This is a genomic window from Candidatus Xiphinematobacter sp. (assembly GCA_016766635.1).
GTDB lineage: Bacteria > Verrucomicrobiota > Verrucomicrobiia > Chthoniobacterales > Xiphinematobacteraceae > Xiphinematobacter.
Genome location: CP068473.1, coordinates 442223 through 457087, shown reverse-complemented (window position 1 = coordinate 457087; position 14865 = coordinate 442223). Strand labels below are relative to the sequence as shown.

General features: G+C 48.7%; 8 protein-coding genes. 5 read left to right on the top strand and 3 right to left on the bottom strand.

Annotated elements, in window-relative coordinates; genetic code table 11:
• Positions 1 to 787: 787 nt before the first annotated feature.
• Complete coding sequence (locus JMM79_02015; GenBank protein ID QQY08711.1) at positions 788 to 1405, top strand: 5-formyltetrahydrofolate cyclo-ligase; 618 nt, start codon at positions 788 to 790, stop codon at positions 1403 to 1405.
• A gap of 72 nt (positions 1406 to 1477) precedes the next feature.
• On the opposite strand, the gene JMM79_02010 is transcribed toward JMM79_02015, so the two are convergent.
• Positions 1478 to 2548 carry a 3-deoxy-7-phosphoheptulonate synthase gene (locus JMM79_02010; protein ID QQY08710.1) on the bottom strand — a complete coding sequence of 357 codons (1071 nt, stop codon included), beginning with the start codon at positions 2546 to 2548 and terminating at the stop codon, positions 1478 to 1480.
• A gap of 655 nt (positions 2549 to 3203) precedes the next feature.
• Between JMM79_02010 and JMM79_02005 the strand changes: the two genes are divergently transcribed.
• Positions 3204 to 4010, top strand: coding sequence for an MBL fold metallo-hydrolase (locus JMM79_02005; GenBank protein ID QQY08709.1), 807 nt, complete (start codon positions 3204 to 3206; stop codon positions 4008 to 4010).
• A gap of 311 nt (positions 4011 to 4321) precedes the next feature.
• Positions 4322 to 5488 carry an ABC transporter substrate-binding protein gene (locus JMM79_02000; GenBank protein QQY08708.1) on the top strand — a complete coding sequence of 389 codons (1167 nt, stop codon included), beginning with the start codon at positions 4322 to 4324 and terminating at the stop codon, positions 5486 to 5488.
• Positions 5489 to 5593: 105 nt separating this feature from the next.
• On the opposite strand, the gene rpoD is transcribed toward JMM79_02000, so the two are convergent.
• Both rpoD and dnaG read right to left on the bottom strand, forming a co-directional pair.
• A complete protein-coding gene (rpoD, locus tag JMM79_01995; protein ID QQY08707.1) occupies positions 5594 to 7351 on the bottom strand; it encodes an RNA polymerase sigma factor RpoD in 1758 nt (585 codons plus the stop codon).
• 356 nt (positions 7352 to 7707) lie between these two features.
• On the bottom strand, positions 7708 to 9531 hold the full coding sequence (gene dnaG / locus JMM79_01990) for a DNA primase (GenBank protein QQY08706.1): 1824 nt from the start codon (positions 9529 to 9531) through the stop codon (positions 7708 to 7710).
• Between the two features lie 394 nt (positions 9532 to 9925).
• On the opposite strand from dnaG, the gene JMM79_01985 reads away from it, so the two are divergent.
• Together JMM79_01985 and JMM79_01980 are read left to right on the top strand one after the other, a co-directional pair.
• Positions 9926 to 11218 (top strand): argininosuccinate synthase, encoded by a 1293-nt coding sequence (locus JMM79_01985; protein ID QQY08705.1) that lies wholly within the window; start codon positions 9926 to 9928, stop codon positions 11216 to 11218.
• A 1021-nt stretch (positions 11219 to 12239) separates the two neighbouring features.
• On the top strand, positions 12240 to 14819 hold the full coding sequence (locus tag JMM79_01980) for an insulinase family protein (protein QQY08704.1): 2580 nt from the start codon (positions 12240 to 12242) through the stop codon (positions 14817 to 14819).
• The last annotated feature ends 46 nt before the right edge of the window (positions 14820 to 14865 follow it).

The window sequence follows — 14865 nt, the reverse complement described above, 5'->3', positions numbered from 1 at the left end:
AGCAGGATGGCACGCTGTCCGATTGCTTTAAACCCATCAAATAGGCGCTATTATCATGGTGAAAACTGGTACGTCCTTTTTTGTACTCGGTTGCAAATCCTCCCAAATCTCGGTGAGTACCACGTAGCACGCATGCCTCCAGTGGGAAGAAAGGCATCAAGGTGATCTGTAGTAAACTCTACCTGTAGGACTGCTAAATTCTTAATCCTTAGATTTTTTTTGGAAAACCAAATCCATGGACCAAATTTCCAACATTAATGGGCATAATAATCGGTTGATCAGCAGCAATGCTCGTACAGTCTTGCGATCCAAATGGTCGAGGGCGCGAGTTACTCATACTAAACAATAGGCAGGCTACGGAGCTCAAACCTACTGTACACGTTTAATAATTTTTGGCCATTTTGGCCCAATTAGGATTAATTAAGACTGACCATGCTCGAGCGTTTGAACCAAAAGAGAAACACAGCCGATCCAGGTAAGGCCGATCCAGTCTCAGTCAAAGCTGGGAAACGGAATAACGCTTCGCCGCAGCCGCCCGGCAGCGCTCAAGTAGGGAAAGGGACGCGAATGTCCCCCTAAAATCCCCTCTTATGCCATGCCTCTCCTAGCCGCATACCGTGTGATTGAAACAGAAAATAGGTCACACCTTTCTGGTCTGCTCTCCCTCTTAATCTTAAATCTTGCGGTAGGCTTCCCGGAACGCTACACGTGGGAAATGCTGCTCCGCTTGCCGGCGACCATGGAAAGCTTCTTCCCCGCAAGGGGGACAAAAAAGTATTCATCTTAGTTGACGAGAATGCTAGGAGGGCCTTGTGCACTGGAGTGCCCCACTGAAGAGGCACTAGTCCGTAAAAAAGCGGAACTAAGAGCCATTACAAGGGTTGTCTTGTCCCAAATAGGTCGCTCTACCCTCCTGGTGCGATCTAAGAATATTCAAAACATTCTTTGTGCCTCTTCGGCATGGAACACTTCCCGCTTCATATTAGCATTTGCCTCCACCGCTACCGAGCCGGATCTCCTACCAGTAAGCTTTCAGGAGAGGGACATTTTTTGCCTGAAAAGAGTGAATTTGCACTATGAACCGGTAGCGGTTCGCTCCCGTAAGGACCTAAAATTAGGCCCATTGGGAATCCTAGAGCCTAACTCGGAGAGACCCTTCCCTCTAGGGAAGATTGACCTTATTCTGGTTCCCGGAATAGCGTTCGATCTAACGGGGGGGAGGCTTGGACGAGGCGGTGGACATTATGACAGAATCCTGTCACGTCCGGATTGTGTCGGAAAAGTCATCGGCGTATGCTACGCTGAGCAGGTGGTGAGGCGTATCCCCATGGGAGAACATGACTGTCCAGTCAGCGCGTTGTTAACAGAAAAAGGGCTTCGAGATTGCTCTCCCTTGGTGACTTAGTGACCTCGTAAGCAAGGGACATAGGAACGGATCCGCTCATAGAAACTTCTTTTTTCTGGAGAAAAAGAAAAGTTATTTAGCAAGAAGCAAGCGTTCGGTAGCTTCCCAATCCATGCAGGAATCGGTAATGGAAACCCCGTACCGAAGTCGAGAGAGATCTTGCGGAAGTTCCTGATTTCCAGAATGTAAATTGCTTTCTAGCATCATGCCTATGATATCCTTTCTTCCAGCAGCTCGCTGCTCTAGAACATTCTCCCAGACTAAAGGTTGACGATGGGGATCTTTTCCTGAGTTACTATGGCTGCAATCCACCATAATTGCAGGAGGCAGGTTGGCTCTACGCAGAAGTTCGACTGCAACAGCAGTCTGGTGTGGCCCGTAATTGGATCCTTCGCGCCCTCCACGAAGGACGATATGGCTGTCCGGATTACCAGTCGTTTTAACGATACTGGTGTGGCCATTCTGATCCATCCCTAAGAAGCTATGTGGGATTCTGGCAGAACGCATGGCATTAATAGCCGTTTGAACGCTCCCGTCTGTGCTATTTTTAAAACCAACAGGCATAGAAAGACCACTAGCCAGTTCACGGTGAGTCTGTGACTCTGTTGTCCGTGCTCCAATAGCAGACCAGGAAATCAAGTCGCTAATATACTGAGGAATAATAGGGTCGAGAAATTCGGTTCCCGTCGGCAATCCAAGTTCTAAGATATCGATAAGAAGCCTGCGTGCTAAAGCGATGCCATGTGCTAGGTCACACGAATCATCCAGAAATGGATCATTAATAAACCCCTTCCAACCAACGGTCGTGCGTGGTTTTTCGAAGTAGACTCGCATGATGATATGAAAACGCTTCTCCACTCTACGTCGCAGCTTGGCCAGCCTGGAAGCATATTCCAAAGCTGCCTGCGTGTCGTGAATGGAGCAAGGCCCAACAACGACCATTATGCGCTGATCTTTACCCCGCAAGATACGGCGTTCCACCTCTCTGCTCTCTAGGACAAGACGCTGAGCGGCCAAGGTGCTAGGGAGTTCCTCCTTGATTTGAGCAGGGGCAACAAGGCGCGCCAAACCCCTTACTCGCAAGTTCTCTACCGGGGAAGATTCTGGTGGTGGGGGGGATTGGGATAAGGTGTCAGATTTCAATCGAGGAATATGCTACTCTATTTCTCTAGCCTGCCGAATTTAACAGCGGTGGACTATGATGTATAGTGAAGGAGAACGCAATCAGGAAAAAAGGGCAATCCGAGTCGAAGAACGAGAAAAACAAAGGCTCACCGTACCAACTACCTCTCCCCTTTAGCACCGCCAGATCGCAGCGTTTGCTGCTATCCGCCAAGATCCTTGGCCAAGTTGAGGCTTTTTTCAACCTATTACGATATAGGCTCCATGCTTCCTTTATAATTGTAAAGGAGAGTTGATGGGGGTTGGGGGGTGTTTGTACTCACCATTCATTGTGCTTGGGTATTGTCTGTTGGCGCTGAGGAGGACGTAAGCTCTAGAGAGACAATTTCCGATAAGTTCCCCACCAACTGAGGAAACTAAGGAAGCAGGGGGGCACTCGCTTGAATAACAACGGCTATTGGACGAAACGACCATGGGCTGAATCTCTAACCGTAGGGACAGTGGTGCACCGGGGCACTCTATCACGGTAGGCTGCTTCTATGAGCACTAGAACTCTTCAACCCTTTTATTCTTGGAGCGTGCTCAAGCTTGACATTCAAAATTTATCGAATGTGATTAGTGCTCTATGCCCATAGAGCCTCTTGAAGACTCTTCCTATGATATCTTATGTAAGGCTATGCGCGGCCTAAAAATTTCTCCGGCGGAAGTAGCAAATAAGGCCCAGCTGCCCCTGGAGCATGTCAACGCTTTACTAGAGGGTAGAGGAAACGAATTAAGTTTGCAGCTCGCTGCCACGGCCTTACATCTTCATCCAAAACGGTTGCTTTCCATTCATCGTAACGAGTACCATCCCCGAATTTCCCACCCTCCAGAAGAGTGGCGTCGGTTTCAGACGGACTTTATGGGCATGTTGGTCAATTCATACCTAATATGGGACACTGCAGCCCGATCCGCAGCTGCATTCGATACCGGATCAGATGCTTCTGGACTACTTGATTGTCTGGCTAGATATCGGCTGCAGTTAAAATTTCTCTTCCTAACCCACTCCCACGGTGACCATATTTTTGATTTGGATCGGGTTCTAGAAAAGACTAGTGCCACCGCGTGGATTGCTGAGGAATTACCAGGGGCCCAGCCCTTGCAGCCGGGACAAACATTCTTGATGGATGACTTTGTAATAGAGGCGCGAAAAACCTGTGGACACTCGCCATTAGGGATTACCTATGTTGTCCATAACCGCAAATATTCAGCTGCTTTCGTGGGAGATGCAGTTTTCGCTGGCTCCATAGGCATGCCTAATTGCTCCTACCAGGAGGCTTTACAAAGCTGCGCATCAAACATCTTTTCCCTTCCCGAGGATACGCTTCTATGTCCTGGACATGGTCCCCTGACCTCTGTTGGGGAAGAAAAGGCCTCCAACCCATTTTTCCCCAAGACACTTCTCTCCAATTTCATTAAGCAGCCCGTCATTGTTAAATCTTAATCGCTTTGACAATAGCAGTTTGCATATATTTATGCACATGGATGCGTCCCCGCACGGTGGCTGCCGAATGATCAATGACATTTAAAGAGCAAGGAAATACATGACGTGGATTCTTTTTCCCTTAGGGCAGGAAAAGGAAGCCCTTTTTTTAGATAACAAAGAACATATGGTAGGAAGGGGGGTTCTTTGTTTCTCCTATTTTCTCTCTGTAGTTACATCATTATGAGGCACGCGATATTGCCCTCCTTGTCATCATCCTTCTGGATTACTATCTGCGTATTTTTTTTTTTCAGCAGTCCTGCCAGAAGAAAGTGACGCAAGAGTACGGTAAGGGATTCCAAGAACCTATCTGCATTGGAGTCTTCCAATCCCTTAGTGGGACAGAAGCCTGTTTTGGTCAAGACGCCATGATTGGGATTCAGATGGCAAATGATGGGATAAATGCTCAAGGTGGAGTTTTGATAGGCGGAAAAAGTGCAGATGTTCCACTACGGTATCCAATTAAACTTATTGTGCGAGACAACCAATCTAAGGCCGGGGAAACTTCAGCTATTGTTCGAGAACTTATTAGTAGAGACCGTGTAGTGGCCCTTATTGGGGAGGTAGCCTCGGGGCGTACGCTAGAAGCTGCGCCTATTGCCCAACGCCATCGGGTCCCCCTAATTGCCAATGCCGCCTCCAACGACAAGATCACGCAAGGCAAAGATTTTGTCTTCCGTGCAAGTTACAGTGACAGCCAGCAGGGGCAAGTAGTAGCAAGATACGTGCGTTCCTTAGGAAAAAGTCGTGCAGCAATCCTAGTGGACATCAGCAGAGATAGCAGCACGACCATAGCAGATAGCTTTCAAAAACAGTTTGTGCTTCTAGGGGGACGTATCGTAGCAGAGCTAGCCTACAATAGCGGCGACAAGAACTTCCAGGCACAGCTCACTACTGTCAAGGAGTCCGGAGCCGATTGTCTCTTTCTTCCGGGTAACTACACAGACTGTGCGACTAGTATGAAGCAGGCACAGCTCTTGGAGATGGGGCTCGACGTGTTTGGAGCGGACGGCTGGGACGCCACTGATCTTATACGGGTAGCTAGGGAGGCTGCCGAGGGGGCCGTTTTTGTGAGCGCCTTTTCTGCCGAAGATCCAGATCTCAGGGTACAGTCTTTCGTTCAAAGGTATCAGAGGAAATATGGCAAAGGAGAGAGACCTATGACGTTCACTGTGACCGCTTTCGATACATTAATGCTTCTAGCTAATGCCATGGAGCGGGCAAGGGTTAATAATCCACAAAATCTTAACCTCCGCGACATTTCAGAATTGCAAAAGTTCCGACAGGCTGTCCGCAATGCGCTTTCAGAAACTCATGACTACAAAGGAATCAGTGGCCAAATCACTTTTGAGAAAAGTCGAGACCCCAGAAAACCCCTGGTACTTTTGCGCATTAGAAATGGAAAGTTTCGGTTTCTCCAGAAAGTTACACCCGAATAGGAGGACGACGGGCTGGTTACGACGAACCAGCTCTCCCCACGTTACCAGAGATATGCCCTTACCCTGGAAAGGCTTTGGGACATGCCCCCACCCTGGTTTGTGAATTTAGAGATCCTGCGCTTCGAAAAAGCCCTCTAGCTGACGCTTTCTGGTAGGATGACGCATCTTGCGCAGGGATTTTGCTTCAATTTGGCGGATCCGTTCACGCGTTACGTTGAACTGGCGTCCTACTTCCTCCAGAGTGCGGCTATACCCATCCGTCAGCCCGAACCTTTGCTCAAGGACTTGTCGCTCACGCTCGGTCAATGTCGATAACACGTCCTTAATTTTTTCTTTGAGTAGGACAATCGCAGCCATATCAGCGGGGTTTTCAGCTCTCTTGTCTTCAATAAAATCACCGAAGCTGGTATCCTCGCTGTCCCCTACTGGAGACTGTAAAGAGATGGGCTGCTGGGACATTTTAAGAACGGCCCGCACACGTTCGACCGGGAGCTGAATTTCCTCGGCAACTTCTTCGGGAGTAGGTTCGCGTCCATATTCCTGGACAAGTTGTTTTTGCACACGAATGAGCTTGTTAATCGTCTCGATCATATGTACTGGGATACGAATCGTGCGGGCTTGATCAGCAATTGAACGCGTGATTGCCTGACGAATCCACCAGGTGGCGTAGGTAGAAAATTTGTAGCCTCGGCGGTACTCGAATTTTTCCACTGCCTTCATTAGGCCCATGTTTCCCTCCTGGATGAGGTCGAGAAAAGAAAGGCCACGGTTTGTGTATTTCTTGGCAATAGAAATTACCAGGCGGAGATTGGCCTCTACCATTTCCGTTTTTGCTACCAACGCTTTCCGGTGCCATTGTTTCAGCTCGGCATACTGCACAGCAAACTCTTCTAGGCTGAGCCAGAAGCAGCCCTCCATTGCCTCAAGCTTTTCTCGGATACACCCTCGGTGCTCAGAGGCGTTATTATCACTACGGGACTTTGTACTACCTGACCTCCCGTCACGATTAAGACAGGAAAGCATGCGATGAGTCTCGTCGGCAAGGCCAACGAAATCTTCCACAACTTTCTGCTTAAAATAAAATCTTGGGTATAGCCTTCTGAGGAGGACCAGGTTCCTCTCGAAATTTTTCCGATCCTGTGGACTCGGATGGCTGTGCCTAGAAATCTTAGACCGATAGATTTTTGAAACTAACTCGGCTTGTTTGTAGACTTGTTGGCAAAGCCTTGGCAGTACCTTCATGTAGCGTTCTCGGCTCTCGATCTTCTTATCCAGAATGACGCGGTCAAAACGTTCTCTAGAATCCATTAATTTTTGAGCAAGATCCAGATGAGCTTTTGCAGTAAAACCGAAGCGATACAAAATACCTTGTACCTTCATCTCGGCTTCCTCAATACGTTTGGAGATCTCTACCTCTTGTTCACGTGTGAGCAGGGGTACTTGCCCCATTTGTTTGAGATACATGCGTACCGGATCGTCGAGAATATCAAGCTTGTTGTCTTGTTTTTCCTCCTCTTCGTCCGGATCTTTTTTGTCCTTAACGCGATCTACCTCAGAAGATTCGATAATATCAATCTCTACAGCACGCAATTGCCCAACAACGGCTTCAAAATTCTCTGGGTTATGAACCGCTGCCTTTGGGAGGGCTTCATCAAGATCCTCGTAGGTGACATATCCTTGTTCCCTGGAAAGCTTAATCAACTCACGTACTTTTTCTTGGAGGAGTTTTTGCTGTTCTTGGACACCAGCACTCATCTCAGTACGGTAGGGAGCGGAGAGTGGGTTGTTACTGGGTGGTAGGCTCTTTTCGGAGGGTAAACGCTTTTTGGCAGAATTTCTTGGTGGTGTAGCGGTTTTTTGCATTTGCTTGTTCGGGGAGGTACTTGCCTTGGGGGAGGTTTTTTCTAAACAGGATAAGGGAGACCCGGTGAAGGTCCTATAAATCCCTTCGGTATGTGCTGCTCCTTGGGATACGTGAGGAAACTTACGGGGCCTCCATTGGACAGAACTGAAGGTTCAGAGGCGCTGTACTTACTTCTTACGGAGAAACTGTGCACCCTTGTTCTCCCTAAGCATTTTGGCATACGCTTTAATTTTGGTTTGCTGACGGGTCTTTATATTTTTGGGATCTGGCGGTCTGCAGGAAGGTTGGTCCAAAGCACGGAACTCGGGCATTTTGTTCCTTGTCGTTTTGGATCTAGAGAGCCCGGAAGTGGTCTTCAATCCAAGTGGGCTTCTTTCAAGAACAGGTTGCGGGGTAAGGAAGGCGGCGAGATATCTTGCAGCCTCTGCTGGAGATCAAGAAATTCTTTCTGTAGGACGTGGTGTTCCTCGTCGCTAGGATGGAGGCCTTGCAACTTGATCCGTACGGATGCCTGTCTCGCCTTTAGATAGCGACGTACTATTCCCAACCAGCAGTCCATAGCAGTTGAGAGAGGAGTGTCTGGCATCTTCTTATGTAGATCCCATGCTAACACCGTGTTTGCCTCGGTGGGATTAAGGGATTCTAAGAAGGCTCTGAATGACGATGGATCATCTAATGCAACTTTACTGGTTAGAATTTTCTCTAGAAGAGGGATGTTGGGAAAGAGCTGCTGGACGGAGGGGCAGGTTCTTCCTGAGAGCCACCCTCGCACCTCCAGTGAAAAAAGCGCGAGGCGGCAGAGTAATTTCGGACCCTCTTCTAGGGAAAGCAAAGTAGGAAGAGAGGCAACTTCCATACCTGGAAGGTGCCTACGGCGAATATTTTCGGCAAGGAGTTGCGCAAGAGCTTGCAAAGAAACACCAAGACGAGACGCGATCTTCATAGAGAACACTTCGCGTAAGGCCAGAGTTTCAACCCAGGTAAGCAGGGAAGCGAATTTACGCACCAGAGTAACCTGGCTTGTGGGATCGGATAAAGACCCATTCCTGGCAGCTTGATCGATAGCAAAATCAAAGTAATCAGGAGCCTGGGTAAGTAAACTTCGAAAGGCTGCTGGGCCTATCCGTCGAACAGTAGAGTCAAGATCCTCTCCTGAGGGAAGACAGACAATTTTGACACCCAATTCACAAGAGAAAAGAGCGGGAAGGGAATGCTCAACAGCCTGCCCCCCAGCGCGATCGGCATCGAAGCAAAGCAACACCCGCTCTACGTAACGCTTAAGGAGACGCGCCTGTTCCTCAGTGAATGCAACTCCCTGTAGGGAAACAACATTACGGATGCCCGCTTCAAAGCAAGAAATGAGGTCGATCTGTCCTTCGCATACTACAGCTTCCCCTGATTCAATCAGGGCATGCTTGGCTTTGTCTAGTCCAAAAAGAGTTCTTTTTTTGGAGAAGAGAGGCGTTTCCGGAGAATTCAAATATTTTCTTTCAGAAAAAGCCTTCCCTACAATGCGTCCGCTAAAGGCGATCACCTCTCCTGAAGCATTGTGGATAGGGAACATCACTCTTCCCCTAAAACGATCATAGAGACCAGAAGATGACCCCTTTCCTTGAGCAGCAAGCCCGGAATGGAGCAGCTCATGGTACGCAAATCCACGAGAAGTTGCCCATTCTGAAAAAATGTTCCAGGAGGCAGGAGCATAACCGACTTTCCACCTAACTACGGCTTCCTCAGAAAAACCGCGAGATTTTAAGTATCGGCGGGCTTGGGCAGACTCTGGATGCTTACTACTGAGCAAGTTGCCATGAAACCAATGGGTGGCCTCAGCATGCAGCAATAGAAGGCGTGCACGTTTGTTTTGGAAGCATTCATCCTGCCTGAATTCTAGAACAGGGATTCCTGCTCTTTTTGCAAGTTGCTGCACGGCAGCAGGAAAGTTAATTCGTTCATAGTTCATGACAAACCGAATAACGGTACCCCCTACTCCGCAGCCGAAGCAGTGAAATGTTCCGTGAGTAGGATTAACGTAGAAGGAAGGATTCTTCTCCTTATGAAACGGACAAAGAGCACGCCAGGCACTCCCAGAACGCTTTAGAGGAAAGTAGGAACCTATTACCTCCACAATGTCACTGGCGGCTGCCACCTGGCGAACAGTCTCTTCAGAGATTAACCCCATAAACAGCCCTGATCAATTGTTATAGCTGGACACAGCACAGATATCACTCTGAAGCAACCCCCACCCACGGGGAGCAAACTAACGGAATCAAGCAAGTGTGAAAAGGAAGATATTCGATATTATCTTCCTTAAACGACGCAATGGGATTAAAAAGGGAGTGCGACCCGTTAAGCCAACAGACAACATATTGATCAGATGATCAGAAACATATTGATCAGATTAAGGTGGGACGTAGAGAAAAAACCTTGCCACCTTGCTCTACTTCAGAGAGGCTCCAACCAGACGTGCTGAATTTAGGAAAAGGGGGGCTTGGAACGCGGTTGAATTTGATTACGCACGCAACAGGAAAGGAACGTGGAAGTGGTTGTGTGCCGGAAAAACGAACGATGAAGAGATGAAGATTGTAGTAGCTTACTCGGGGGGCCTAGATACGTCCGTCGTTCTCAAGTGGGTGAAGCAGGCTTATTGCGCCGAGGTGGTCGCTTTTTGTGCGGACATAGGACAAGAAGAAGAGCTGGAGGGAGTAGTAGAGAAAGCTATGCGGACTGGGGCAAGCAGGTGCTACGTAGAGGACTTACGGCTAGAATTCGCGAGGGACTATATCTTTCCACTCATACAGGCAGGTGCTCTGTATGAGTGGCAGTACTTCTTGGGGACCAGCATTGCGCGGCCACTTATTGCCAAGCGCATGGTGGAAATTGCGCTTAAAGAAAAAGCGCAGGCTGTCGCCCATGGAGCTACGGGAAAGGGGAATGACCAGGTTCGTTTTGAGCTGGCAGTTGCAGCACTAGCCCCCAGCCTAAAGGTTATCGCTCCGTGGAGGGATGAGCGCTTTCGCAGCCAGTTCCCTGGGCGAGCAGAGCTAATCGCTTATGCAAAGCGGGAGAGCATTCCGGTTTCCGTCTCTTTGGAACGACCGTATTCTACCGATCGCAACTTGCTGCATATCAGCTACGAAGGAGGTGCACTAGAGGACCCTTGGATTGATGCTTCAACAGATAGCGATAGAAATATGTTCCGCTTGAGTACCTCTCCGCAGGATGCTCCTGATTACACGGAAACTTTGGAACTCTTTTTCGAAAAAGGCAATTGTGTTGGCTTGGCCTGTTCTGGGCTACAGGATGTCCTGCATTGCATGGGGCATGAAGAGAAGGGGGATGACGTGACACTCAGTCCACTCCTGGTGATGCGTGTGCTCAATAGGCTCGGAGGCAAGCACGGGATTGGCCGGGTGGATATGGTGGAAAACCGTTTTGTCGGTATGAAAAGTCGTGGTGTGTATGAAACTCCAGGCGGTGCCATTTTGCACTTCGCGCACCGCCAGATGGAATCCCTAACCATGGATAGAGAAGTCATGCATCTGCGTGATTCCCTCGTGCCTCAGTACAGTACTCTTATATACAATGGCTTTTGGTTTTCTCCTGAACGGAAAGCTATCCAAGCCTTAATAACTGAATCTCAAACATACGTGTCCGGTACGGTAAGGCTTAAACTCTACAAGGGTAATGTCATTGCGGCGGGGCGGAAGAGCACCTCATGCCTCTATATCCCCCACATTGCCACTATGGAAAGTAGCGGCTCCACTGATGAGGTTTATAATCAATCTGATGCGGATGGATTCATCCATTTACATGCATTACGGCTACGGATTGCCTCCATGGTTTACGGCAAAGACTCCTGTCTCTGAAAAAAGCCATCCCTATAGGTTTTTTGCTGTTTCATATGTTTTTCTCCTCTCACACAATGGAGCACCCTGCTCGTGTAGCGTGCGGATATACTCATGCACGACACTAACTGGCGTCCCTAAAGGGGATGTTCTGGAAGAAGACTTTGGCCATTTTTGTTAGGAATCCGGATGCAGCCAAGGCGAGTCTATTACTTCCTGGGAGGGGTCTGCCGTGGATTCTTACACTACTATAAAGGCGCATAAAAAGGGCATAGAGGCTCCACAAAAAAAGCGCTTCAGCAAAAAAAAGGGAGGAAGGGGGGTGTGTCGTCTAAAGTTAGCAACTACCAAACTCCTCCCCTAGCATCAACAAAGTCCCCGTACAGACTAGATGTGTGGCACGTATCCTTCTGTGTCACGAGAAAAACGTGGGCACACCGTAGTTTCCCCTTCCTGTACAAACTGGTGCAACCCTAACCAACTGGTCCCTCTTGTAGAAGATTATTTGTTGGGTGAGGTCCAAAACCATGTATGACTTCCCACTTGCGCTGTCTCCGTCCCAACAAGCTTGAGTTTCCAAAAAGGAAGAAGAAATTCCACCATGCCACCGGGATTTCCCTTGCCCCTGCAGCGAACGGAAAGCAGCTATAGCAGCTGTTCATCCAAGGAGGAAGGATGCAGCCAGAAACTTACTAGGCCTAGCGGGCCAGGGCGGCAGCAGTATGCAGCAGAGAACTTTTCCGATGATATTAGAAAAAACCTCTTTCCTAGACGAATTGCTAGATTCCTGATGGACTGGAGTGGAGGACACAGGCATCTCGGAGACTTTCAAGAGGCAAGAGGTGGGTTTTTTCTTCTTCGGGAGGGCCCTTAGTGTCCCCGTGGGTTTTTCTAGACAAGGAGCGTGAACAAGTCTCTTTCGATCCACTTCCAGTCTTCCACTTGCGGAATCCAGTGTGTATACGCCTTGTATCGCACCTACTTTAGTTTCCTGCGCAGACAACTTTTCCCTTCCCTCTGCAGAAAAAGTATTTTTCTCCTTATGACTACTGCGAGCACCATTGCTATGATCCCTCCAACTCTCCCATCTCACCAAGCCTGCGTTTATACTTTCCCAAATGGGATGACTCTCATTACTGATGAGGACCACAGTACCCCCGTGGCAAGCATACAGGTATTCTGTGCTACCGGCAGTGTCACTGAAGGGAAGTGGATGGGAGCTGGTCTTTCACACATCCTGGAGCACATGCTTTTCAAAGGCACCACCACAAGGAAAGTGGGAGACATTGCTCGGCAGATACAGGACCTAGGAGGATACATCAACGCCTATACTTGGTATGATCGCACGGCCTTTTGGGTTGATATTCCTTCTACGGGTACTCATAAGGCAATCTCCATCCTCGCCGATGCAATGATGAATTCGACTATCCCGGAGGAAGAATATGCTAAAGAGCAGGAGGTCATCCGGAGGGAGTTTGCAATGGGGTCCGATGATCCAGACCGCGCCAATTGGCAGCTGATTGCACGCACTGTTTTTTCTCAAAGTCCTTACTGCCACCCGATTATCGGACATCTAGATATCTATAACCAGCTAGAACGGAAAGATGTCTTGGAGTACTATAAGAAACGCTATGTCCCCAACAATCTAACCTTCGTTGTAGTGGGCGACATTGATGCTACACAGGTTCGGGAGCAGCTTACCTCATTCTTCCAAATTTTCCCCCGTAGAGCATTGGAACCTGTTACGTATCCAGTGGAACCACCACAAGCCGGGAGACGGTTTATAGCCGAGGAGTTTCCCACCGAACTGAGTCGGGTTGGATTCTCGTGGAGAACTGCAGGTTTAACAGATTCAGACACACCTATCCTTGATGTACTGGCAACCATCCTAGGTGTAGGGAGTAGCTCAGTTCTAAACCGTGAACTGCGGGAAAGACAACGTCTTGTGCACTCGATAGCCTCACACGTTTATACTTGGCGTGATAGTGGAATATTTGGGATCGTGGCGGTCTGCAACTCAGACAAGCGTAAACAGGTTGAGTCCTCTATTCTATCCATTGTGGAGGGGGTACGTTCCAAAGAGGTAGGGGAACAGGAGCTTCGCAAGGCAAAAATGGCATTTCTTTCTTCAGAACTTCAAAATTTGATGGATACACATGGACGAGCTGCTCAACTGGGTTCTAGCTGGTTGACTGCACACAATCCTAGCTTCAATTATGACTACCTTAATGCGGCACAAAGGGTAACTGCGTCTAGTGTACGCACAGTGGCACGTAAGTACCTACGATCAGACACCCTTAGTGTCACTGAGTTAAACCCTATAGGGACAGCCCGAGCGGAAGCAAATGCAGAGATTGTTCCAAAGCCCCTACAACGTTCGGTAAGGAAATTTACCCTGGTAAATGGTCTCCGGGTACTAATTAGCGAGGACAAACGCTTGCCGCTCGCTATAGCTATTGCAGCCTTCCGTGGTGGAGTGCTCTTGGAAAATGCTCAGTACAACGGGATTTCCCCACTGCTTGCATCTACCCTGCTAAAGGGGACAAAGACACGGAGCGCTTGGGAAATTTCTAATGAGGTGGAATCTCTTGGGGGAACTATCGACAGCAACTCTGGAGACAATTTTATTACTGTTAGTGTCGAAATGATGTCCCCTTACCTAAAGCATGGATTAATCGTTCTTTCCGATGTAATAGAGCACGCAAAATTTCCGGAGCAGGAAGTAGAGTTGGAGAAGTCTACCCAAATTGCGGCTATTCAATCCAGCGATGATCAAATTACCTTTGCAGCACGCAATCTCGCACGTCGCGCACTGTTTGGAAGCCATCCCTACGGGATGCCTCCGTTGGGCACCGAAAAAACGGTCTCCAATCTCACCGCCGTTGATCTGCGGAGATTTAAGGAGGAAGTTCTCGTGGCGCACAACGGGGTGCTGGCAATATTCGGAGATATTAAGGCCGAGTCAGTACTTCCGATAGTGGAAAAAGTTTTTGGAAACCTGCCATCTGGGCAATTGGCAGCGGCGCACCCACCATTAGTGAAACCGCTTGCTTCAAGAGTTTTTGTTGAAAAAATCTCCCAAAAACAACAAACAGTAATCACACTCGCGTATCAAGGGGTGGACGTTACTAGCGTGGATCGCCCAGCGATGGAACTTCTGCAGGAGGCGAGTAACGATCTAAGTTCTCGCTTTTTCGCGCGTATTCGTGAAAAAAATGCACTGGCCTACTATGTAGGCGCCAGTCAAATGATTGGGCTCGTGCCAGGACTCTTCGCATATTACCTTGGAACGGATCCCCGCAGGGCTAAACAAGCCCGGAACGAATTAGTCGAAGAAATCAATAAAGTGGCTACTGAAGGCTTAACGACAGATGAGCTAGACCGTGCTAAGAAAAAGCTCCTCGGCTTTGAATCTGTTCGTTCACAGAATGTCTTTTCTTTTGCCTCTCTATGTGCAACAAACGAGCTCTTGGGTCTGGGTTTCGACCATTATCAAAAGCGTAGCGCTGAAATTCAAGCAGTGACAGCAGAGGAAGTCCAGAAAGTTGCGCAAAGGTATCTGGGAGTACCTGGCTGCGCGGAAGCTGTCGTTCGCCGAAATTCAAATTCTAGTGATCTGTGAATATGCCTCCAAAATTCTGGAGTTTTTCCCGGAATTCTAGTGGGTT